24 protein-coding genes are annotated in these 23,547 nt (G+C 39.4%); 13 read left to right on the top strand and 11 right to left on the bottom strand.

The features are described 5' to 3' along the window. Positions 1–28: 28 nt before the first annotated feature. The 3 genes from J4N25_RS08550 to J4N25_RS08540 are packed head-to-tail and all read right to left on the bottom strand — an operon-like array spanning position 29 to position 3,196. Positions 29–1,891 carry a M1 family metallopeptidase gene (locus J4N25_RS08550; RefSeq protein WP_207421779.1) on the bottom strand — a complete coding sequence of 621 codons (1,863 nt, stop codon included), beginning with the start codon at positions 1,889–1,891 and terminating at the stop codon, positions 29–31. Between the two features lie 41 nt (positions 1,892–1,932). Further along, the gene (locus J4N25_RS08545; RefSeq protein WP_207421778.1) at positions 1,933–2,622 is read right to left on the bottom strand and encodes an energy transducer TonB; all 690 of its coding nucleotides are present in this window, start codon (positions 2,620–2,622) and stop codon (positions 1,933–1,935) included. Then, the gene (locus J4N25_RS08540) at positions 2,615–3,196 is read right to left on the bottom strand and encodes an RNA polymerase sigma factor (RefSeq protein ID WP_207421777.1); all 582 of its coding nucleotides are present in this window, start codon (positions 3,194–3,196) and stop codon (positions 2,615–2,617) included. The genes J4N25_RS08545 and J4N25_RS08540 overlap by 8 nt, the downstream gene beginning before the upstream one ends. Positions 3,197–3,476: 280 nt before the next feature. Between J4N25_RS08540 and J4N25_RS08535 the strand changes: the two genes are divergently transcribed. Next, positions 3,477–4,217: a DUF4197 domain-containing protein gene (locus J4N25_RS08535; protein ID WP_207421776.1), complete on the top strand. Its 741-nt coding sequence runs from the start codon at positions 3,477–3,479 to the stop codon at positions 4,215–4,217. A 39-nt stretch (positions 4,218–4,256) separates the two neighbouring features. On the opposite strand, the gene J4N25_RS08530 is transcribed toward J4N25_RS08535, so the two are convergent. Continuing rightward, positions 4,257–6,035: a DUF885 domain-containing protein gene (locus tag J4N25_RS08530; RefSeq protein ID WP_207421775.1), complete on the bottom strand. Its 1,779-nt coding sequence runs from the start codon at positions 6,033–6,035 to the stop codon at positions 4,257–4,259. A gap of 90 nt (positions 6,036–6,125) precedes the next feature. Between J4N25_RS08530 and J4N25_RS08525 the strand changes: the two genes are divergently transcribed. Genes J4N25_RS08525 through J4N25_RS08515 form a run of 3 tightly spaced genes read left to right on the top strand, consistent with a single transcriptional unit; the run spans position 6,126 to position 8,063 of the window. Continuing rightward, positions 6,126–6,638 (top strand): LVIVD repeat-containing protein, encoded by a 513-nt coding sequence (locus tag J4N25_RS08525; protein WP_207421774.1) that lies wholly within the window; start codon positions 6,126–6,128, stop codon positions 6,636–6,638. Between the two features lie 25 nt (positions 6,639–6,663). Continuing rightward, a complete protein-coding gene (locus J4N25_RS08520; protein WP_207421773.1) occupies positions 6,664–7,401 on the top strand; it encodes an LVIVD repeat-containing protein in 738 nt (245 codons plus the stop codon). Beyond that, the gene (locus J4N25_RS08515) at positions 7,398–8,063 is read left to right on the top strand and encodes a hypothetical protein (protein WP_207421772.1); all 666 of its coding nucleotides are present in this window, start codon (positions 7,398–7,400) and stop codon (positions 8,061–8,063) included. Before J4N25_RS08520 ends, J4N25_RS08515 begins: the two co-directional genes overlap by 4 nt. On the opposite strand, the gene J4N25_RS08510 is transcribed toward J4N25_RS08515, so the two are convergent. From J4N25_RS08510 to porX, 4 genes are all read right to left on the bottom strand, one after another. Next, positions 8,060–9,013 (bottom strand): YihY/virulence factor BrkB family protein, encoded by a 954-nt coding sequence (locus J4N25_RS08510; RefSeq protein ID WP_207421771.1) that lies wholly within the window; start codon positions 9,011–9,013, stop codon positions 8,060–8,062. The genes J4N25_RS08515 and J4N25_RS08510 overlap by 4 nt on opposite strands. Positions 9,014–9,097: 84 nt before the next feature. After that, a complete protein-coding gene (locus tag J4N25_RS08505; RefSeq protein ID WP_207422129.1) occupies positions 9,098–10,309 on the bottom strand; it encodes an alanine dehydrogenase in 1,212 nt (403 codons plus the stop codon). Positions 10,310–10,472: 163 nt separating this feature from the next. Continuing rightward, on the bottom strand, positions 10,473–10,889 hold the full coding sequence (tsaE, locus tag J4N25_RS08500; RefSeq protein ID WP_207421770.1) for a tRNA (adenosine(37)-N6)-threonylcarbamoyltransferase complex ATPase subunit type 1 TsaE: 417 nt from the start codon (positions 10,887–10,889) through the stop codon (positions 10,473–10,475). A gap of 23 nt (positions 10,890–10,912) precedes the next feature. Then, a complete protein-coding gene (gene porX / locus J4N25_RS08495; protein ID WP_207421769.1) occupies positions 10,913–12,466 on the bottom strand; it encodes a T9SS response regulator signal transducer PorX in 1,554 nt (517 codons plus the stop codon). Positions 12,467–12,560: 94 nt separating this feature from the next. Here porX and J4N25_RS08490 point away from each other — a divergent pair, with 94 nt between their 5' ends. The 7 genes from J4N25_RS08490 (at position 12,561) to J4N25_RS08460 (ending at position 19,060) form a co-directional block, all read left to right on the top strand. Beyond that, positions 12,561–13,784, top strand: a complete 1,224-nt coding sequence (locus tag J4N25_RS08490) for an HD domain-containing protein (protein ID WP_207421768.1) — start codon at positions 12,561–12,563, stop codon at positions 13,782–13,784. Between the two features lie 86 nt (positions 13,785–13,870). Beyond that, a complete protein-coding gene (lpxD, locus tag J4N25_RS08485) occupies positions 13,871–14,914 on the top strand; it encodes a UDP-3-O-(3-hydroxymyristoyl)glucosamine N-acyltransferase (protein WP_207421767.1) in 1,044 nt (347 codons plus the stop codon). Between the two features lie 11 nt (positions 14,915–14,925). Then, positions 14,926–16,341, top strand: a complete 1,416-nt coding sequence (locus J4N25_RS08480) for a bifunctional UDP-3-O-[3-hydroxymyristoyl] N-acetylglucosamine deacetylase/3-hydroxyacyl-ACP dehydratase (protein WP_207421766.1) — start codon at positions 14,926–14,928, stop codon at positions 16,339–16,341. After that, complete coding sequence (gene lpxA / locus J4N25_RS08475; RefSeq protein ID WP_207421765.1) at positions 16,338–17,120, top strand: acyl-ACP--UDP-N-acetylglucosamine O-acyltransferase; 783 nt, start codon at positions 16,338–16,340, stop codon at positions 17,118–17,120. The genes J4N25_RS08480 and lpxA overlap by 4 nt, the downstream gene beginning before the upstream one ends. A gap of 17 nt (positions 17,121–17,137) precedes the next feature. Further along, entirely contained in the window at positions 17,138–17,758 is a 621-nt protein-coding gene (locus tag J4N25_RS08470; protein WP_207421764.1) for an ABC transporter ATP-binding protein, read from the top strand. Positions 17,759–17,841: 83 nt separating this feature from the next. After that, positions 17,842–18,402, top strand: a complete 561-nt coding sequence (gene efp, locus J4N25_RS08465; RefSeq protein WP_207421763.1) for an elongation factor P — start codon at positions 17,842–17,844, stop codon at positions 18,400–18,402. A 79-nt stretch (positions 18,403–18,481) separates the two neighbouring features. After that, positions 18,482–19,060, top strand: a complete 579-nt coding sequence (locus tag J4N25_RS08460) for a 5-formyltetrahydrofolate cyclo-ligase (RefSeq protein WP_369410841.1) — start codon at positions 18,482–18,484, stop codon at positions 19,058–19,060. Positions 19,061–19,090: 30 nt separating this feature from the next. Here the strand turns inward: J4N25_RS08460 and J4N25_RS08455 are convergent, their stop codons facing one another. The 3 genes from J4N25_RS08455 to J4N25_RS08445 are packed head-to-tail and all read right to left on the bottom strand — an operon-like array spanning position 19,091 to position 20,994. Beyond that, positions 19,091–19,861, bottom strand: coding sequence for an exodeoxyribonuclease III (locus J4N25_RS08455; protein WP_207421761.1), 771 nt, complete (start codon positions 19,859–19,861; stop codon positions 19,091–19,093). Positions 19,862–19,876: 15 nt separating this feature from the next. After that, the gene (locus J4N25_RS08450; protein ID WP_207421760.1) at positions 19,877–20,605 is read right to left on the bottom strand and encodes a peptidylprolyl isomerase; all 729 of its coding nucleotides are present in this window, start codon (positions 20,603–20,605) and stop codon (positions 19,877–19,879) included. 47 nt (positions 20,606–20,652) lie between these two features. After that, positions 20,653–20,994 (bottom strand): hypothetical protein, encoded by a 342-nt coding sequence (locus J4N25_RS08445; RefSeq protein WP_207421759.1) that lies wholly within the window; start codon positions 20,992–20,994, stop codon positions 20,653–20,655. 288 nt (positions 20,995–21,282) lie between these two features. Between J4N25_RS08445 and J4N25_RS08440 the strand changes: the two genes are divergently transcribed. After that, entirely contained in the window at positions 21,283–22,686 is a 1,404-nt protein-coding gene (locus J4N25_RS08440) for a tetratricopeptide repeat protein (RefSeq protein WP_207421758.1), read from the top strand. An 88-nt stretch (positions 22,687–22,774) separates the two neighbouring features. Beyond that, positions 22,775–23,539 carry a phosphosulfolactate synthase gene (locus J4N25_RS08435; RefSeq protein ID WP_207422128.1) on the top strand — a complete coding sequence of 255 codons (765 nt, stop codon included), beginning with the start codon at positions 22,775–22,777 and terminating at the stop codon, positions 23,537–23,539. Positions 23,540–23,547: the final 8 nt, after the last annotated feature.

Below are 23,547 nucleotides of genomic sequence, written 5' to 3'. Positions count from 1 at the left end.
TCCTGCACCCCTCCGGGAATTTTAATTTCTACTTCAAAAGTTCATCGATGGTAGAATAAGCCACTGCATGATAATTCGGTCGAGCCTTATTATAAATTTTCCTAGCCCATTCCTTTCCGTCCTCCGTTTTTACTAATTCTTTGTATAGCGGGATCAGAAACTTTCGTCTGCCCACGTTAATCAGGAACGACTCTATCGCGCTTTTTGCAGGCTTATAGTTGTGCCTGATAGCATGAGTGTACCATGCGCACTGTATTTCCGCATTATTCGAGTTTGTAAGCTGAAAAGCTTCATCAAGTCTTATCATATCCTTATTATCCAAACTGTCGGGAAGCGCACTCAGTAGGTATAGCTTTTCGTTTGCTGAAGATATTTTAGGCTTCAGCAAGCTTATAGGAAGCTTGTTTTTACTCACCGATAATAACGAATCAATATTCTTGAACTTTTCTGAGGAGGGTTTTATAAAGTTAGCAGGCAATCCGGACTCGTATAGCCATTCAGACATTTTTATTTTATTGCTAAGCTTAGGATCTTTAACCAACAAATTCTTCTGAACATAAAATACAAAATCCTCTGTTGTAATTGATTTGAACTTGTGCGACTGGAAATATTCTGTGACAAATGCATCAAAAGCTGTCCGGCCTATCGATTGTTCCAATACTTTCAGAAATGCATATCCTTTCTCGTAAGCTATATCTGTTACCCCTTCGTCGGGATCTCTTCCGGCAAAATTTCCCTTAAGCTTCGTATCCTCACTCTTTGGTCCCAGTTCTTTTATAGTTGCCTGCAAAGCGCTAAAGCCGATGGCTTCCTGCATCATAGCTTCTTCCCTTCCATAAATTGCCTCAACAATCCTTCTTTCAAAATAGGTGGTAAAACCTTCATTAAGCCAGAAATCATTCCAGGTGGCATTAGTAGTAAGATTTCCACTCCAACTATGAGCAAGCTCGTGCGCGATGACACTTACAAGAGATTTATCACCTGCGATAATTGTTGGAGTAGCGAACGTAAGCATAGGATTTTCCATTCCTCCAAACGGAAAAGAAGGTGGTAGTACTAATACGTCAAATCTATTCCACAGATAAGGTCCGTATAAACTTTCGGCAGCTGTTACCATTTTACCCATATCTGAAAATTCCTTCGCAGCCTTCGTTAATGTTGCCGGCTCCGCATATACCCCTGTCCGACTATCAATGCTCTTAAATTCTATGTCTCCAACAGCTAAGGCAAGTAAATACGCAGGTATCGGGTTCGGCTGTCTAAAATGGTAAATTCCGGAAGGATTACTTTTTGTTGGATTTTCCGCACTCATTAATGCTAACATTCCTTTTGGGACCGTTACACTAGCATTATAATTAAATCGAATAGCAGGACTATCTTGACAGGGCACCCAGGTACGAGCTAGAATGGCTTGTGATTGAGTAAAGAGAAAAGGTGACTTCTTGCCCGCGGTTTGCTGGGGGTTCAACCACTGCAAAGCTCCTGATTCTTTCATCGTTTTGTACCAGATGGCTACCTTCTTTGTTCCGGGCTGTATTTTAATGGTAAGGGCTTGCCCAAGATAGGGATCATTTTTTCCTAACTTAAATTGTGCATCTTTTTGTGCATCAAGAATAACCTTTTCAATCTGTAGTTGCCGGGTATCAAAAACTATTGAATCAGTCGCATTAACGTTTTCAATCTCCCAGACTGCTTTTCCTGTCAATATTTGAGAAGAGAAATCGACTGCAAGCTCAAGATCTAAATGTCTTACAATTGCATCGGAAGGAATAGCATAAGAATGAGGGTCTGATTTATCAGTAAGGTCTGTCTGCGCGGTTTTTTTTGTTTGATCCTTATTTGATTGACAAGCAGCAAAAAGAATACTGAGACAAAGAGCAAGTTTCTTCATAAAGGGAAATTTAAGAAGAAACAACAAAGTATGGAAACGGTCTACTTTTTTCTTAAATCAATTTTGAGCCTGATTTCTTGCTTTCCGAAGTACTCCCATGCAGGCCCTTCACTCACCAACCTGATTGCTTCTTTATTTACTCCTTCGTCAATCCCTTTAATTATTCTTATATCTGCAGGCCTTCCGGTTGCTGTAACCTTAAAGGCCAGAATAACTTCACGCCCCTCACCTGGATTAGAAACCAATCTCCTGTTCTCCCTTAGGTATTTCTCAAAACTTTCCCACCCTCCTACAGGAGATGCCGGAACTTGGTTATGAATCATCTTCTGATGGTTTTTTGAGGTATACTGTTGTACACTATCAGGATCCATTAAACTTACGTCCACCTTTCGTTCCTTCCCACCAAGCTCATTTTGATTCCAACTGCCTTTCATCCAAAACAGGATGCTTGCGCTAATGAAAAGCAGGCAAGCAGCTGCCGCCACACTTATGCGTTGCCAACCAAAATGAAAGGAATTCTTTTGCTCTTGCTGAACAGCGATACGCTCTTCAAGTTGTTTTTGCAATAAACTTAAGTTAGGACCTATTGATGCATCCGTTTTTGAGTAACCTTCAAGAGCATCGGCAAGAAAAGGGTCATTAAGAGCCTGGCGTTCGAGTTCATGCATTTTCTTTTCATCCAGTTTGCCCTGAAGGTACTGCTCTATAATGCCATAGGTGATTTTATTCATTTCCACTTTTCTTCTCCATACAAATTTTCAAATTCCTTTTCCCATTCTGAATATAGCTTTTCACTTTATTGCCGTCAAATCCAGTAATTTCTGTAACTTCCTTATAGCACTTCTGCTGTAAATAGAACAATTCAACACATATCTTTTGTTCTACAGGCAACTTTTCCAAACATCTCCCCATTTGCTCAAGCTGTAATTCGGTAAGATCCTCAGAGCTTTCCGATTGAGAAAAAGGCGGCTCTACACCCGCTTCTTCCAAATTTACGAACTCATGCTTTCCAGAAAGCCTCAACTCCATCAAGCAGTAGTTTCGGGCAAGCGTATGTAACCAGCTTTTGAAATTACTTACTTCATGAACCCTTAGCTTCTTAATGAGTTGCTCGAATATCTGCATCACTGCATCTTTACTCAACTCCTCATCCTTGAAATATTTCAAGCAGAGACCGTACAACAAAGGCATATAGCGTTCATATAACTTCCCTAATACCTCGAGGTCGCCTGATTTCCGGTACTCGGCAATAAGATCGGCCTCAGTGGCTTTAGGATCAATAATTTTATTTCGGATAAATTTCAAGTGTACGGCTTACTCAGTTTATTTCCCGGAAAGTTAATTGTTTTTTAATAACTACAATAAAAGCACTGGAAAAATAGTAATCATAATACCCTTCCAAATACTAGTTATACTAATGATGCAAAAACTTACAAGATCACATAATTCTTTTTAATTTTTTATATCTGATACTATTACGCGCTTATCTTTACCTGCCACTATTATTACAATTTTTGCCACCACACTAAGTATTGATTAAACCAATACTTAAATACTGGTTCTTAATATAACACACACTTGCAACATGAAACAATTAAAACTTATAGTAGCAGCTACGAGCCTACTAATATTCAGTGGATGTGATACCTTAAATCATGCCGCCCAACAAGTTATTACACAGGGGACGGGTAGTATAAATCCGAGTGCAACCGAAATAGCTTTAGGATTAAAACAAGCTTTAGAGACTGGCACTAGTTATAGTGCGGAGAGGCTTTCGGCTCAAAACGGGTTTTTAGGCAATGCTGCTATTAAAATACTTTTCCCTCCTGAGGCTCAGAAAGCAGAAAGAACGTTAAGAAGTCTGGGATTAAATTCTCTATGCGATAACGTTATTACAAGCCTGAACCGTGCGGCTGAAGACGCAGCAAAAGAGGCAAAACCCATATTTATTAGTGCGATCAAGCAAATGACCATTAACGACGCTTCTAATATTCTTTTAAGCGGACAAACAGACGCTGCCACACAGTACTTCAAACGAGTAACTACCTCTCAGCTATCTGAAAGATTTCGCCCTGTAGTTCAAAATAGTCTTGGTAAGGTTGGAGCAACAAAATACTGGGGAGATGCGGTTACAAGATATAATCAAATTCCCTTAACTACTGATATTGATCCTGATCTGTCAGCATACGTGACTCAAATGGCAATAAACGGGCTATTCCGGGAAATTGCCCAGGAAGAACTGAAAATAAGACAAAACATATCTGCCCGAAATACCACTTTATTGCAGAGGGTATTTGGATATGCCGACCGTTATAAGGGTCAGTAATTGCAAGAACAGTATTAATATGTTATTGATACTGTTCTTTTATTTCAAAAATACAGTATTCATCTTTTCCTCCACAACCTGAAGGGGCATACAACCGTCTTTCAGAAACTCATCATGAAAGTCGGTCAATTTAAACTTCCGGCCTGCCTTCTGCGCGTAACGGTTCCTTAACTCCCGGATTTTCAATGCTCCTATTTTATAGGAAAGCGCCTGGCCGGGAACGGCCATATAACGTTCAACTTCTGCAACAGCCCCCTCTTCAGAGATAGCCTCGTTTTCCATCATATATTTTATAGCTTGCTCACGCGTCATTCCTTTCATATGTATACCCACATCAACAACCAATCTTACTGCACGGTGCATCTCATCACCCAAAGCACCCATATACTGGTATGGATCTGAATAAACTCCCAATTCCTTACCTAAAGATTCGGAATATAGCGCCCATCCCTCACCGTATGCCCCATACCATGCAAATCTTCTAAACTTTGGGAGATCAGTATTTTCCTGCTGAAGGGATATTTGATAATGATGCCCGGGAATTGCTTCGTGCAGGAATAGCGACTCCATGCCAGAAGTGATATTAAATTTTTCTGCATCAACTATTGGGATATAGAAGATCCCTGGTCTCGATCCATCAGGTGAACCTTGCATGTATTCAGCACTTGCTGAGGCGGCTCGAAATGCTTCAGTTTGACGAATTTCAAAAGGAGTTTTTGGCTTATTCCCAAAGAGGCGATTTAAATTAGGTTCGATATGTTGTTGAATCCCTCTAAATGCATTAAGTACATCTTGAGGCGTTTTAAATGGCATAAACCTGGGCTCCTTACGCATATACTCAAAAAAGGACTTGAGATCTCCGACGAAATTAGCTTCCTTCTTGACACTCTCCATTTCATCCCTTATACGCTTTACTTCGTCAAGACCTGTTTGATATATTTCATCGGGAGACTTACTTGTTGTAGTCCAGTATTTAACCAGATACATATAATTTTCTTTGCCTTGTGGAATTGCAGAAATACCCGCGGAAGTTCTTGCCGCAGGATAATATTCTTTTTGAAGGAAATCGCGTAATTTTTTATAGGATGGCACAAGTTCCCTTGAAATTGCTTCCTTGTAAGCATCCCGAAGCTCCGACTTTTCTTGTTCGCTGAAGCTACCGGGCATATTTTTTATTGGCTGATAAAACAGACTTCTTTCTGGATCAGATACTACCATCGCCTCCATTTGAGGGATCATCTTTTTTACAAGGGGTTTGGGAAGCACAACTCCAGCACGGACGCCCTTTCGGAAATTGGCAATAGCAGAATCCGTCCAGGTGCTAAAGCTTTTTACTCTACCTAACCAGTTCTTATAATCCTGTGGCGTTTTAAAAGGTTGGAAACTATCACCAGAACCAAGTTGCCCCATTGTTAAAGGCAAACCCCAAAATTGCTGTGTAGGAATCATCCACAAATTAGTTTTAAGACCTTCAAGCTGGATTCCCATCTCATATTTGAAAATATCATAGCTTAACCTGTCGTTAGCGTTTAAATCCTCTCGCTTAAAGCTATCAAGCCTGCTTAAGTAAGATTGATAAAACTGCCTCAAAGTATCCCTGAAACCCTGCGTTTGATCGTTTTGAAGAATGTGATTAAACCTGTTGTCGCCTTGCTGAGTTGCATCAAGTGGAAAAAGCTGCGATCTTTTTTCCCAATAGGAATTAAAAACATCAGAGATTTTCCCTACTTCCCTGGTTTCCACTTTATTCTGTTTCTTCTGACCACAGGCAAAAATAAACAGCACTGTAGCTACAAAAAGCACTTGTCTGAACCTCATTAACTTTCTTAGATTACAATTTCTTAATCGACTAAACATTCGTAGTTTAAGTAAACCTATTATCTTTACAGCTAAACCTAATGCATTATTATGACTAAAATATCACTTTTGGCTTCCTGCAGTTTTATTATTCTACTTTTCGCAAGTATGGGGGTACCAACTGACCCTGTTCAATATACAGATTACCGCCCTATATTGTTGAGCAGGGAATCATTAGAAAGATCTATAATCCTACAAGGTAGCCGGGAAATCAAATCCCCCGCTAAAATCTATTATAAAGACAAGTATATTTTTATCAGTGAAAACTTTAAAGGAGTACATGTGATCGACAATCAGGATCCTACGTCTCCAAAGAACATCTCGTTCATTTCTGTTCCGGGCTGTGTTGACATGGCGATCAAGGGAAACGCCCTTTATGTGGATAATGCTACTGATCTTGCAGTAATAGACCTGGAACATTTAAAAACATCGGGAATTAAAGTTACGAAGCGAGTTTCGGATGCCTTTCCCGAAGTGGCACCTCCAGATGGATATCAGATTCCGGATAAATATTCAAAAAGCAATAGGCCAGCAAACACAGTAATTGTGGAGTGGGTAAAATAAATCTCTAAATCTTATTCCCAAATTGATGAAGTACATTTTTTTTGCAGTTCAAATTATCTTACTGTTAAGTTCCTGCGGAAAGGATTCTGACGGAAGTACTGACAGCCCCAGTGCCGGGGCCGGAGTAGGCGGTTCTCTCGCACGGTTTGCTACGACTTCAACACATCTCTATACTGTCTCGACAACTGACTTAAGAACTTACGATGTATCAACCGCTACAAACCCTGTTTACCAGTCTAACTATCACCTGGGTTTTGATGTTGAGACGATATTTCCAAAAGGAGATAAATTGTTTATAGGTACTCAAACCGGAATGCGTGTGCTTGACATAAAAAACCCGGATGCACCAAAGCAAATTTCCAGTTTCTCACACATAAGGAGCTGTGATCCGGTAACAGCAAATGATAATTATGCATTCATTACTTTAAGAACTGGTAATCCATGTACGCGTGGCGTTAATGAACTAAATATTTTAAATATATCTAATATCACAAACCCAACACTCTTTAAAACCTTTCCTATGAATGAACCTAAGGGATTGGCTGTAGATGGGAACAATTTATTTGTTTGCGATGGTGGGATAAAACATTATGATATTAGCAATATCAATAATATTGTACTAAAGAAAAAGACCGTTATTGATGCAACAGATGTAATTGCACATGCGGGAATATTGATGGTAATTGGAAACAGCGGCTTGTATCAGTATGATTATACTTCGGGCGAGCTAAAACTTTTAAGCCAAATACCTGTGGCAAAATGAATAGATCGACAAACTTTATCCTTGCAGTACTTCTAATCCTCCCTAGTATTCTACTTGCACAGAAAGAGCAAAAGCATGAAAGCAAAGCCACATTTATTGTGTCTACTGACCTGTTGCACTATTTTAATGATACTTACCGGATCGATATAGAAGGAAAAAAAACTGATAGCCATTTTTCGCATTTCTTAAGTGTTGATTTTCTGAATGGCAATACCAACAACAGAGCGGCCTGGCTTTTTCATAGCGGCACTGATCCGGTTTCGGGAATTGGATTAGGTATTCATCAGAAATGGGTTTCAAAAAGGGGCAATAATAAAAGCTGTCCCTATATCGCATATGGGATTAACCTAAGAAAGGTATCTATAAGGTACTCGGAAGTAGGCTTTTCACGGTATACAGAAAACTCGCTCGATTATTATAGCTATGGGCCTTATGATGATGAAATTGAAATAAAGTCAGGAGTGGCCAATGTTATCGGTGGAATTCAGCTTACTCACTCTACCAATATTGTCTTAGACAGCTATTTAGGTGTTGCCTACAAACTCAGCGATTCTAAAAGTGGCAATCTGGGTTATAAGGAGTATAACAAGTCCTTCTCAAGTTTTGGTTCTGAAGGACTTGGCTTCCAAATGGGAGTCAAACTAGGCTTCAAAATCCATTAGCCTTTTTCCTGATCTTTGTTCTGTTTTGGCAATACGGGCACCTCTTTTTCTACCTCTATCTGCTTCAAATGGACAGCGTATGAGGCGGGCTCAATCTGTCCACAATACTTTTCTGTATATACCTGAGTAAATTCAGCGCCGAAATACAGAATGGCCGCTGAATAATAAACCCATACCAATATTACTATTATAGATCCTGCTGCTCCATATGTAGTGCCTGGCCCAACTTTCTCTATATAAAGGGAAATAACATAGCGGCCTATCATAAAAAGTAAAGCTGTGAATAATGCTCCAGCTCTCACGTACTTCCATTGGATCTTCACATCCGGCAAAAACTTAAATATTATGGAAAATAATGCTGTTAATACAAAGAATGTTAATGCGAGGTTTAGAAGCATGATAACAATCGTTATATCAGGGAAATAAACCTGAATTCGCTCACTCAAGGCTGTAATTATCCCGTTAACTACTAATGACACTATAAGGAGAAAACCTAAGGAGGCGATCATTGAAAAAGATAGCAACCTATTAGTTATTAACTTAAGCCATCCTTTTTCGGGCTTGGCCCTTACTTTCCAAATTAAATTTATTGAATCTTGAATCTCGAGAAAAACCCCGGTAGCACCAATAAAAAGAGTGATAGTACCAACTATGATTGCCCAGGCAGAATTTTGTTTGATTGCCGCATTCTGAATAACTTGCTGTACCTGTAATGCAGCCTCGGGGCCTATAAATCCATTTATCTCTTCAAATACCCTCCCTTTAAAAGCATCTTCGCCATAGATTTGTCCTGCCAAATAAATAAGCATTAGCAACATCGGAGCAAGAGAGAATAGTGTATAATAGGAAAGGGCCGCGCAGAGTTTCAAGCAGCGATCATCCATAAAACCGTTGAATGATCCTACCAGAACCTGCCACAACTTCTTGAAAGTCTTTTTACTAAAGCGCATAAATTTCAGCTTAGATAATATCTCTAAATACTGAAAATGCAGAAAGTGTTTTACTGCGGCGCTATTGTTCGAGAATAAAGATTATTACCTGTTCGAAACTATTAACAACTCCAAATCTTTTGGGGGGATATTAAATCGTTCAGCCAAATGCTTGTTAGTTAAATGGCCCTGATAAAGATATATAGCATTACGAACCCCGGGCCTTTCCCAAATGACATTCTTTATTCCACCCTTCTCACCGATATCTACAAGTATTGGCGTAAAAATATTTGTTAATGCATAAGTGGCAGTTCTCGCTACTCTTGAAGCGATATTAGGCACACAATAATGAATAACATCATACTTTCTGAAAACTGGATGAGTATGGTTCGTAATTTTGGAAGTTTCAAAGCATCCTCCCTGGTCAATGCTGACGTCAATAATTACAGAGTTGGGTTTCATTTTGCTTACTGTCTCCTCGGCAATCAGACAGGGGCTCCTGCCGTTTGTTGAACGTATGGCTCCAATTACCACGTCGCATGTTGTAATCGCTTTATTTAATACTATAGGCTGAATAACAGAGGTAAATACTTTACTACCGATATTATTTTGAAGGCGCCGTAATTTATATAAGGAACTGTCGAATACTTTTACTTCTGCACCAAGGGCGATTGCGGTTCTGGCTGCGTACTCTCCAACTGTTCCAGCACCGAGAATAACAATCTCGGTAGGAGGAACTCCGGTAATCCCACCCAACATTAAGCCCTTTCCATCAAATACATTGCTTAGATACTCCGCAGCTATGAGGATTGATGTAGCTCCCACTATTTCGCTCATAGAGCGTATCACACTTAGTATTCCACCTTCATCCCTTAAATACTCGTATGAAAGGGCTGTGATCTTTTTTTTCATCATAGCTTCAAGGCTTTCTGCCTTGAGGGATGCCATCTGCAATGTTGAAAAGAGCACCTGACCAGGTTTCATCAGGTTTATTTCCTCTTGAGTGGGAGGCCCGATCTTGATGATAATGTCTGACTTGAATATCTCTTTCTTATCATAAATTATCTGAGCTCCCTGCTCACTATAGTCTTTATCAGAAAAATTCGCACCATCTCCTGCGCCTGCTTCTAAAACTACCTGATGCCCGTTATTAACTAACAAAGCAACTGAAAGAGGAGTTAGGGCAATACGGTTCTCCTGAAAGGACGTCTCTTTCGGGATACCGATATGCAGGCTGTTTTTACGGCTTTTTACTTCGAGCATTGCCTCCTGAGGCTGCATTAGCGCCTGCTTTGCAATGTCGGAAAGTTCGCTCATCATATTATTATACTCAAATATGTTCCTTGCCTTCTATTCAGAAGCAGGAATGATGATTTATTTAAAATTATATCAGTTAAGAGACCCATGCTCTACACTTTGCGATATTTAATGTATAAAGCTAAAATACTTCTGCAATTCTTCCTAAAACAATTCCCCAAAATCATATTTTGTTTGCAGAAATTAAGCGTTCGAAGTTTTCCGTTAATTGTATCTCTACCTTCACAAACTTTTCTGGTAGTAGATTTGATACCTTTTCCGGCCACTCAATAAAGCAGTAGTTACCTGAGTAAAAGTAATCCTCATATCCCATATCCAGTGCTTCAGATTCTTGCTTCAAGCGATAAAAATCGAAGTGGAAAATGCTTCCCTGCGGAGAATTGTATTCGTTTACAATAGAGAACGTAGGACTAGAAGTGGCATCGGTAACACCTAATACAGAACATAGATGTTTAATGAAGGTGGTTTTTCCCGCTCCCATGTCTCCATAAAACAAGAACACTTTTTCCTGCTCAGCAAGTTGGAGCACACCAGAAGCAACATGTGCCAGATCTGCTGGAGAAGAAACTTTGAAATCCATTTACAAAGATAATTAGCTGCAAATTATTTGGGACTATAAGTAATGTATGGCACGATCATCTCTTCTAAAGAGATACCACCGTGTTGAAAAGTCTCGTTATAATAATTCACAAACTGGTTGTAGTTGTTCGGATAAACAAAGTATGTATCCTCTTTGGCGAAAATAAAGCTAGAGCTTACATGGAGTTTTGGCAAAAAGGCATCGTGAGGATTTTTGATATGAAGGACATCTTTTGCTATAAAGTTTAAGTTCTTCCCCTGTTTATAACGTAAATTCGTGTTTGTATTTCTGTCGCCCACTACCTTGCTGGGATGCTTCACACGGATAGTACCATGGTCTGTTGTTATAACGAGTTTAACGTTTTTCTGTGATAGCTTTCTCAAAGCGTCCAACAATGGCGAATGTTCGAACCATGACAGTGTTAGGGAGCGATATGCAGCCTCATCATTAGCTAGTTCCCGGATCATTGCCATATCTGTACGAGCATGAGACAGCATATCCACAAAATTGTAAACTATCACGTTTAACTCATTTCCCATAAGATTGCTGAGGTTTTCCACAACTTCCTTACCCTGCTCAAAGGTCAAAACTTTCGTGTAAGAGTGCTTCACTTCCTTTCTTAGAACACGCTGCAACTGATCCTGCAGGAACTGCTCTTCGAACAAGTTCTTTCCGCCTTCGTCCTCATCGTTCTGCCACATTGTAGGAAACCTTTTTTCCATCTCTGTTGGCATAAGTCCTGAGAAAATAGCATTGCGTGCGTACTGTGTGGCAGTAGGAAGGATACTGTAGTATGTATCCTCCTCATCCAATCTGAAATACTCGGTGATCATAGGATTGATGATCTTCCACTGATCATATCTCAGATTATCTATTAGAATAAAAAAAGTGGGCTTATTAGGTTCTAGAGTAGGAAAGAGTTTTTTCTTTAACAAACGATCGGATGTAAGAGGTCCTTCGTCTGGATTCTTTACCCAGGATAAGTAGTTCTTCTCAATAAACTTCGAAAACTGCGCATTGGCCTCCGATTTCTGCATCGTCAGGATTTCATGCATTCCCGCATCCTCCAACTTCTCAAGCGATAGTTCCCAGTAAATTAACTTCTTATACACGTCAGCCCATTCGCTAAAGCTAAGGTTATCATTCAGGATCATTCCAAGATTTCTGAAATCCTGTTGATAAGCCATAGAAGTTTTCTCGCTTACGAGGCGTTTATTTTCAGTCAGCTTTTTTATTGTAAGCAATACCTGCTTGGGATTTACTGGCTTAATGAGATAGTCATCAATCTTAGAACCAATAGCATCTTCCATCAGGTGCTCTTCTTCATTTTTAGTGATAAGAACGACAGGAGTATCAGGACTAATACTCTTTATCTCTGCCATTGTTTCAAGGCCTGTTAGCCCTGGCATGTTTTCGTCAAGAAAAACCAGGTCATAATAACCTTTTTTAAATGCGTCTAAAGCGTCGTTACCATTTGTATATGTATCTACCTTGTAGCCCTTATCGTTAAGTAAAAGTATGTGAGGTTTTAATAGATCTATTTCGTCGTCCGCCCAAAGGATCGTTGTTTCTTGCATTTTAAAGTAAATTATTTCAATTAGCCAAGGTATAACACTTAATTGAGTTTTTTGTATCGGGAAAAATAACAATTTTTGCAGCGAGGATTCAATTTTGAATAAGAAAAAGATAATTAATGATCCTGTATACGGGTTCATTACTATACACTCCGAGCTCCTATTCGACCTGATAGAGCATCCATACTTTCAAAGGTTAAGAAACATCAAGCAATTAGGAATGACACACCTGGTGTATCCGGGAGCACTTCATACGCGTTTCCATCATGCACTTGGGGCAATGCATTTAATGGGCCTGGCAATTGAAACATTACGAAGCAAAGGTCATGATATTACACCCGAGGAGGAGGAGGCTGTTACAGTTGCAATTTTATTGCACGATATCGGCCATGGCCCTTTTTCTCACGCTCTTGAGCACACTATAGTTGAAGGAATAAATCACGAACATATATCTACCCTTCTGATGAATAACCTGAACACGGAATTTGGAGGAAGGCTAACCATGGCGTTGGAAATATTTAACAACCGCTATCCTAAAAGCTTCCTCTATCAGCTCGTCTCTGGACAGCTTGATCTGGACAGGATGGACTATTTAAATCGTGACAGCTTTTTTACAGGAGTTTCTGAAGGAATAATTGGGTTTGATCGAATAATAAAAATGCTTGACGTTGCCGATGGACAAATTGTAATTGAGGAAAAGGGTATTTATTCTATCGAGAAGTTCCTGATAGCGCGTAGGTTGATGTACTGGCAGGTATACCTTCACAAAACGGTGATTGCCGGAGAACAATTACTAGTAAAGATTTTAGAAAGGGCGAAGTGGCTTGCCTTACAGGGACGTTCCTTGTTTGCAACTCCTAACTTTGCTCACTTTCTGAATAATTCTGTAACAAGGAAGGATTTCGAAGAAGACCCAGGACATTTAGAGTGTTTTGCGGGTTTGGACGATTTTGATATCTTCACTTCGGTAAAGGTCTGGACAAAAGACGAGGACTGGATATTATCAGAATTATGTCGAAATTTAGTTCGTAGAAACCTTTACCAGGTAGAAGTTTCAAGTGAACCACCAGAGACGTCGAGGGTGAGTAGATTAGTTGATAGTGTTGTGAAGAAATATGGCGTAAGTTATGAAGAAGCCACATTTTTTGTGTTCACCACAACTATTCGCAACAGTGCCTATAGGGCGGATGATGGCATGATTAATTTGCTTATGAAAGATGGAACCGTTCGCGACATTACTGTGGCATCAGATAATTCTAACCTTGCAGCACTTGCAAAAACCGTCAAAAAACACATCCTTTGCCACACAAAAGGACTATAAAAGCCAATAACCAAGTGGCTTTCAGCGTTTAAGTACGAGGTGGCCTTAAAATTTGTTCATAAATTAATAACATATAACTTTGCCCGATGCAATTTACTGCCCAACAAATCGGAAGTTTACTTAATGGCTCGGTGGATGGAAATCCGGAGGTTACTGTAAACAAGTTAGGTAAAATTGAAGATGCTGAGGAAGGGGCTTTGTCTTTTCTTGCAAATCCAAAGTATGAGCAGTTTTTGTATGATACGAAAGCATCTGCAGTAATTATAAATGAAAGTTTTATCCCAACTGCTCCTGTTAACACAACGCTGATAAGGGTGAAAGACGCTTACAGTGCTTTCTCCGTATTATTGGAAACATACAATTCCTTTAAATTAAACAAAGTTGGAATTGAAGAGCCTTCATTTATCCACCCTTCTGCTAAAATAGGAAAAGACGTTTATATAGGGGCTTTCGCTTATATAGGAGCAAATGCAGTTGTTGGCGATAATAGCAAAATTTATCCCCAGGTATATTTAGGAGACAATGCAGAACTAGGTAGTGAATCTACTTTGTTTTCGGGAGTTAAAATTTATGCTGATTGCAAGATAGGGAACAAGGTGGTAGTACATTCAGGAACTGTTATTGGCAGTGATGGTTTTGGGTTTGCGCCCCAAGCTGATGGAACTTATACTAAGGTTAGCCAGATTGGGAATGTTATTATCGAAGACGAGGTTGAAATTGGCTCAAATACTTCGATCGATTGTGCAACAATGGGATCAACAGTTATAAGAAAAGGGGTAAAACTTGACAATCTGGTTCAAATAGCCCATAATGTTGAAATTGGAAGCAATACTGTTATCGCAGCGCAAACAGGTATTTCAGGAAGTACGAAGATTGGAGAGCATTCTGTTATCGGAGGTCAGGTAGGAATAGTGGGGCATATAACCCTTGCGAAAGGCACGCAAATTCAAGCCAAATCGGGAATCAACCATAGTATCACCGAAGAAGGGAAACGGTGGGCTGGAGCTCCGGCTACTGCTTATACCTCTCATATGCGCTCCCAGGTGATCGTAAACAGGCTGCCCGAGTTGGAACGCCGCCTTCATGAATTAGAAAAGAAATTACTAGAACAAACAAATAAAAACGGCTGATTACATCCGATATGAATGTTAAACAACGTACTATAAAATCTGAAATTACTATTTCAGGGACAGGGTTACACACTGGCGAACATGTAAACATGACATTTAAGCCTGCTCCTGAGAACCACGGATACAAATTCAAGAGAATTGATGTTGAAGGTCAGCCTATCATTGATGCTGATGTTGATAATGTTACTGACACTTCAAGAGGAACAACCATTTCCCAAAATGGAGCAAGCGTAAGCACTGTTGAGCACGTGCTGGCTTCATTGGTAGGGTTAGAGGTTGACAATGTGCTTATTGAGATGGATGGCCCTGAAACTCCGATCATGGATGGAAGTTCTATCCAATTTATAGAAGCATTAGAGAGTGTTGGATTTGTTGAACAGGACGCCGATAGAGAATACTTTCACATTCCTTATAACATACATTATACTGAAGCAGACAGAAAAGTAGAAATGGTAGCCATGCCATTAGACGGTGACTATCGTTTTACTTGTATGATTGACTATAACTCGCCAGTTTTAGGAAGTCAGCATGCCGCGATAAGTACTATCACTGAATTTAAAAAAGAAGTTGCTTCGAGCAGAACCTTTTGCTTCTTACACGAACTTGAGATGCTCCTTAAGCACAACCTGATCAAGGGTGGCGATTTGAACAACGCTATTGTTGTTGTTGATAAAGACGTAAGCAAGGAGGAGCTAAAACATCTTGCTGTTCTTTTTAATCGTGAAGACATCGATGTTGCACGAGAAGGCATCTTAAACAACATAGAACTTCGTCATCAGAATGAACCGGCTCGTCATAAGCTGCTTGACATGATCGGAGACCTGGCTTTAGTGGGAGTTCCTCTTCGAGGACATATTATGGCGGCAAGGCCAGGGCATGCAGCTAACGTAGCATTTGCAAAAAAGATCAAAGCCCTGATCAAAAAAGAACGAAGCAAGAAGACAGTAAAGGTTTATAATCCAAACGTTCCTCCTGTTTATGATACCGTGCAGATCATGAACATTCTTCCGCATCGCCAACCATTCTTGCTGGTAGATAAGATATTAGAACTTACGAAGAGCCATGTTGTAGGGGTAAAGAATGTGACCATGAATGAAGAGCTATTTGCCGGACACTTCCCTGGATCTCCGCTGTTCCCGGGAGTGCTGCAAATTGAAGCTATGGCACAAACGGGAGGTATCCTTGTTCTAAACACAGTACCAGATCCTGAGAATTGGCTTACTTTATTCCTCAAAATCGAAAATGCGAGGTTTAAAGACAAAGTAGTTCCGGGTGATACATTAATTTTCAGATGCGATCTGATCGCTCCAATACGTAGAGGAATTGCACAAATGAAGGGCATAGGAATGGTTGGAGAAAAAATCGTAGTAGAAGCCGAATTGATGGCCCAAATAGTAAAAGTAAAAGAAAGTCAACCGCAACAATGATTCAACCCTTAGCATATATTCATCCCCAGGCAAAAATTGCAGATAATGTAGTGATCGAGCCTTTTGTAACCATCCACAAAAACGTTACTATTGGCGAAGGCACATGGATAGGTCCGAACGTAACGATAATGGATGGTGCTCGAATAGGTAAAAATTGTCGCATATTCCCTGGTGCCGTTATTTCAGGACAGCCTCAAGATCTGAAGTTTGCTGGGGAGGATACAACGGTAGAGATTGGAGATAACACGACCATTCGCGAATGCGTAACTATCAACCGTGGTACTGCTGACAGGTGGAAAACTAAGATTGGTAAGAACTGCCTTATTATGGCGTATTGTCACGTTGCTCATGACTGTGAAATTGGGGATAATTGTATTTTCTCCAACAATACTACCATAGCTGGGCACGTAACCGTTGGCGATAATGTTGTATTAGCAGGCATGGTAGCTATCCATCAATTTTGTAAGATAGGGTCTCATGCATTTGTGACCGGCGGCTCATTAGTTAGAAAAGATGTTCCTCCGTATGTAAAAGCAGCAAGAGAACCTCTTTCATATGTAGGAATTAATTCAGTGGGTCTTCGTAGACGTGGATTTTCCTCAGAAGACATTAATGAAATCCAGGATATCTACAGAACACTGTTTGTTAAGAAATATAATATTTCCACTGCATTAGATTTGATCGAAGCTGAACACCAACCAACAGAGATACGAGATGAGATCCTTGATTTTATTCGCAACTCCAACCGTGGTATTATGAAAGGTTTTTCAGGAGCATAGCTCCAATTGCCGGTACTATGACAATCGATTTGAAGAATATAGGCCGGCGGTTTAACCGGGAGTGGATTTTCAGAAATCTCAGTTATGTATTTGAACAAGATAGCTCCTATGCCATCTTAGGTGCAAACGGCTCTGGAAAATCCACTCTTTTGCAAGTAATTGCAGGAAGCCTAAGTCCCTCCGAAGGTCAAATTTCATTTTTACAAAATGGAAAAAAACTAGATGAAGAGGCACTCTTTAAATATATCAGCTTCGCAAGTCCCTATCTTGAGCTCATTGAGGAGTTCACTCTTATTGAATTAATTAATTTCCATTTCAATTTCAAGCCATATCAGCAGGATCTTAACGCCAAATCAGTAATTGATCTTCTCGGCTTGGAGAAATCAAAGCATAAGGCCATTAAATACTTCTCGTCTGGCATGAAGCAGCGAACTAAGCTCGCCCTAGCCTGTTGTTCAGATACTCCCTTTCTGCTTTTAGACGAGCCTACATCCAATTTAGATAGTCAGGGCATAGACTGGTATAAGAGCTTTATTAAGCAATTCTCTTCCAATCGCTTGGTTATCGTTTGCTCAAATCAGGAACACGAATACGATTTTTGCGAAAAATCTCTAAATATTCAGAATTACAAACCCTGATAAATGCCCTTAAATCTTCCACAGCTTTCTATATATTTTTATTAAAACCTTATCTTTGCGCCTCAAAATCCGCTAATTAAATTATGGCTAAAGCATCAGAAATAAAAAACGGCAGCATCCTTCGTTTTAACGGCGAACTGGTTGCAGTAGAAGAGTTTATACACAGAACCCCAGGCAACCTTCGTGCTTTTTATCAGGCGAGAATGAGAAACGTTAAAACTGGAAAATTAGTTGAATACCGTTTTCGCACTGATGAAGAGGTTGAAATTTGCCGTGTTGAGACCAACGATTACCAGTACCTTTATGAAGATGGCGATTTCTTTGTAGTAATGGATAATAATTCGTTCGAGCAATTTAATATTCCAAAACATCTATTTGGCTCTGGTGCCAAGTTTATGAAGGAAGGCATGAACGTTATTGTAGCATTTGAAAGCGAAGAGCCTATTCAAGCGACACTTCCAGCAAGTATCGAATTACAAATTACTTATACTGAGCCAGCAGTAAAAGGTGATACGTCTACCAACGCAACTAAATACGCTACAGTAGAAACAGGAGTTGAAATCCGGGTACCATTATTTATAAATGAAGGTGACAAGGTTCGGGTTGATACCAGAACAGGAGATTATATAGAGCGAGTTAAATAAGATCTAATAATTAAGTTTAAATTTTAGTTAGCTTACACGGTTGCAATCAAAAATTGTAACCGTTTTTTATTTTAATGCAGTGAATAAAGCTTCTTTAAGAAAAATATATATGCAGAAGCGGAGAGAATTGACAACTTCCGCCATTGAGGCTTACTCCCTCGGAATTCTTTCTAATCTTAAAACTCTAACCGTTTTCAACAATATTAAAGCTGCCCACATATTTTACCCTATTGCAGGAAAAAAGGAAGTGGATACGCTGTTGATTGTTAAATGGCTAAGAGCAGAGTTTAGCAAGTTAAAACTTGTTCTACCTAAAACCGACTTGCAAACCCATACACTTAAGCATATCATATGGAATGAAGATACGCCCTTAGCAATAAACGAATGGGGAATAACTGAACCGGAGTCGGGACAACTCATTTCTCCTAATGAAATAGATATTGTTATAATGCCTTTACTTGCCTTCGATAAAAAGGGAAATAGAGTAGGATATGGCAAAGGTTTCTATGACCGGTTTTTAACTGAGTGCAGATCTGATACTATAAAATTGGGCTTGTCTTTTTTTGAACCTGAAGAAGAGATTGAAAACATTGACAACTTCGATATCCCTTTAAATATCTGCGTTACACCAGAGAAGATTTGGGAAATAAATCCTTGATACAAATGGCATCAAGGATCTATTTCTTGACTAGAGTGAAAGTTCCAGCAAAACTGGGCAATGATCTGAATGAATAGCCTCACAAAGGATTTGTGCTCTTTTTAAATTAGGTTTTAACTCCTCGCTAACCATATTATAATCGATGCGCCATCCAAGGTTCTTTTTTCTCGCTCCTGCTCTAAAACTCCACCACGTGTAATGGTGAGGATCTTCGTTGAAGTATCTGAAAGAATCGATAAAACCTGAATTGACAAAGTTTTCAAACCACTCCCTTTCCTGCGGAAGAAAACCGGAAGAATTAGCATTAGACTTGGGATTATGAATATCTATCGGCTTGTGACAGATATTGTAATCCCCCGAAATCACCAATTTGGGATGTTCCGCCTTAAGGTTGTCGATATAATTCTGGAAGTCCTCCAGGAACCTGTACTTAAAATCTTGTCGTGAATCCCCGCTGGAGCCGGAGGGAAAATAAGAGCTCATTACCGATACTCCATTATCGAAGTCCGCCCTAACTATCCTTCCCTCAAAATCATAATCACAGTGCCCGCAACCATATTCTACATTCTTAGGGGTGATCTTAGTTAATATAGCAGTACCGCTATATCCCTTTTTTTGAGCAGGATACCAGTAATGCTCATAGCCCATTTGCTCAAGCAAATAAAGGTCTTGCAGCTGGTCTGGGTGAGCCTTGATTTCCTGAAGGCAAACGACATCAGGGTTAGCTGCCTGAAGCCATCCTATCCAATTCTTACTCATGGCAGAACGGATACCGTTAACATTATAGGTTATTATCTTCACAAAAAATCTGTAATTCTATCTTTTATTCATTATTAGGTTTCTTCTAAAAGCTTCTTGAAGTAATGCCTTCTCAAGTTTCTTGCCTTCCCGCTTCTTTAATAATGAAACCTGCATTGTAATATCTTCTAAAGGTCTGTCATTTCCGTCTGTGGAAACAGAAATAATAGCATCCACCATTTCAATTCCCTTTACCACCTCGCCAAATACTGTGTAATTTTGATCTAGAAAAGGTGCCCCTCCTAATGATTTATAAACTTCTCGTTCAGGTTCAGGGATTTTATAGCCATTAAGGCGAAACTTTTCCACTTTATTCAATTCATCATCTGTATAGGTTTTTCCTTCAACAATATAGAATTGAGAGGCATCGGAGGCTTTTTCCGGATTGTTATTTCTAGCAGCTGCCAACGCTCCTTTTTTGTGAAAGAGCTCGGGATGAAATTCAGCAGGAATTGTATAGGACAAGCTTCCTCCACCCAATAACTGTCCGGGCTTTGCTTTTTTTGAATCAGGATCGCCCCCTTGAACCATAAAATCCTTAATTACCCTGTGGAATAAAGTTTTGTTGAAAAACCCTTCCTTAGTAAGTTTGAGAAAGTTATCACGGTGCTTAGGGGTTTCGTTATACAAACGAACAATTGACTCGCCCTTACTTGTCTTAATTCTAACATAGAAATTCCTGGGCTTCTGTGCCGCGAAGGTGAGACTGCAACTAAAGACAAGTAGTGCAATTATTATTCTTCTCATTTATTTAACTTATGGTACTAGGAGTAAAAAAAGTGCTTAAGGTTTAATTAATAATGATCCGCAAAATAATTAACAATTAGAGACTTCATCAGCATCTCCTGCTCTAGCAAGGTGTAGGCAGGAATAGGTTTTACGCGCTTCCAATGAGGCCAACCCTCCTGATCTACGCCTTCAAGCTCATAAAAGCCTAACTCGCTGAACAATCTGCAGTTAGCGATATGCATCAATTCTTCCTTTTGTCGTTTTGAAAATTTTCGCGGCCCCTTTCCAAGTTCCTGAACCCCTATCAGGAAGAGCATAACTTTTATATCTGGCTTCTCGGTATCGAAATCTATAGAAATTCGTTCCTGCAAAGCGCTCCATTTACTATTTATTTCAGAAGGTGTCATTAACGGCAAAGATACGGCAGCTAACGCAGTGAAATTTCCCGGAATCGTAAAATTATATTATATTTATTTCAAGCCATTGAACGTTATAAAAGCACACAAATAACGACACGCTGCCAAAATTCCTACTGAGTTATTTTTCAGTAAGTTAGACTTATTGATGTTAAATTGTTGATAAATAAACACATAGAAATACAAGCTTTTACATTAACTTATGTGGAGTTAAGATTGGCATAGATTTTACTGATTGTTAGTTAACCTTAAAAGGGAAACGTTCTAAACTTTTTATAGATGGAAGAAGACTTTGAATTTGAATTCACTGAAGACCCTAAATTTTCCGTGGAACGTTACGAAGAAATGATCCGAAATAAAGATCAATATTTTTTTGACGCGCAAGCTTTCGAAAATATAATTGACTATTATATTGAAAAAAATGATCCTATTAAAGCGTTGCAGGTGGTGGACTATGCTGTAAACCAACACCCTTTTGCTGCAATATTTTTCATAAAACAAGCTCAGCTTTTCGTAGCAACCAACCAGTTAGACTCAGCTTTTGAAGCGCTGGACAAGGCAGAACTGCTAGAGCCATCAGAAGCTGATATATTTTTGATCAGAGGTAATATATTTCAGGTTTTAGAGCGGCATGATGAAGCTTTGGATAATTACAACAAAGCTTTGGCTCTAGCTGAGAATACCGACGAGATACTATTGCATATAGCGATGGTATATCAAAACATCGGTGATTATGAAAGCGCTGTAGCCAGCTTGAAGAAATGTCTGGAACAGAATATGGAAAATCAAGATGCACTTTACGAGCTGGCATTTTGCTATGACGTTCTGGATAAGCAGGAGGAAAGCATCCAGTTTTATAAGCAATACATAGACAACGAGCCCTATTCTTATGCCGCCTGGTATAACCTGGGTAACGCCTATCATAAAATGGCTCACTATGAAATGGCTATAGATGCTTATGATTATGCAATACTAATTAAGGAGAACTTTTCGTCTGCGTATTTCAATAAAGGCAATTCTCTGGTTCACCTCGACCGCTTCTCTGAAGCCATTGAGGTATATAAACAAACCTTCGAGTATGAACCTCCGAATGCCGACACATATTGTGCAATCGGGGAGTGCTATGAAAAGCTGGAACAGATGGAGGAAGCCCGTGCTTATTACAAGAAGGCCGTTAAAATGGATTCTAAGCTAGCAGACGCATGGTTTGGAATTGGAGTTACCCTTGATTTTGAGGACAGGCATTTTGAGGCTCTGCATTTCTACAATAAAGCGCTGGCCATAGACGATAAAAACCCTGATTATTGGTTTGCAATAGCAGATGCTCAGTATAAACTAGGTAAACTTGAAGAATCTGAAAAAGCATATGCTAAAGTAATTGAGCTAAATCCTCTGGATGTAGAAGCATGGTTAGACTATTCGTCGATCTTGTATGAGCAAACGAAATTAATAGATGCAATTGAAACGATGGCTGAGGCCATTAAAAACAACCCAGAGGCAGCAGAACTTTATTACAGGATGGTGGCGTATTTATTCGCTGACGGACAATACAATGAAGCTTTAAATTGCCTTGAAATTGCTTTAAAAATAGATCCGGAAAAACATGAAATCTTGTTTGAGTATTTGCCACAATTGCAGAACAACAAGATCATTATAGACATTATCAACAAATATCTTCTTTAGAAGAATTCTTTTTTGCAAAATTTTAACTAAATCCAATACGATAATCCTATCAGTATTGGATTTTTTTTGTGAGATTTGCGCTCTTATGATTAATTTCAGTTTAAATCAAATCCCTGAACGTACAGTTAAGCCAAGGGAAAAAGGCATTACCATGGTAATGGACAAGGGCTTAAGTATCAGGGAAATTGAGAATTTTCTTGAAGTTTCAGGACCTCATGTTGATATAGTTAAGCTAGGATGGTCTACATCTTATGTAACACCTAATCTTAAAGAAAAACTAGACGTTTACAAAAACGCCAATATCCCCTTCTACTTCGGAGGGACGCTTTTTGAAGCCTTCGTTATACGAAATCAATTTGAAGATTACGTAAGGGTATTAGAGAAGTATAACATTCAACATGCTGAAGTTTCAGACGGCTCTATAGACATAGAACACGACGAAAAGTGCGAATACATTAGAAAGTTAAGTAAGTATGTTACTGTAATTTCTGAAGTAGGTTCAAAAGATGCTCAGAAAATATTTGCTCCTTACAAATGGATTAAAATGATGAATGCTGAAATTCAGGCAGGGTCATGGAAACTGATTGCAGAATCTCGTGAAGGAGGAAATGTTGGAATTTACCGCGATTCAGGAGAAGTTAGAGAGGGATTGGTAGACGAAATCTTAACTCAAATACCAGAGGAAACGATCATTTGGGAAGCTCCTCAAAAAGATCAGCAGGTTTGGTTCATAAAACTGATAGGTGCTAACGTAAATCTTGGCAATATTGCTCCCGCGGAAGTAATTCCCTTAGAAACAATTCGTCTTGGCTTAAGAGGTGACACTTTCAATCATTTTCTTAAAACACTTTAATTAACGCT

The sequence above is a fragment of the Desertivirga brevis genome, from assembly GCF_017355835.1.
Note: the sequence above shows the minus strand (reverse complement) of the source record. Positions and strands in the feature narration are given on the sequence as shown.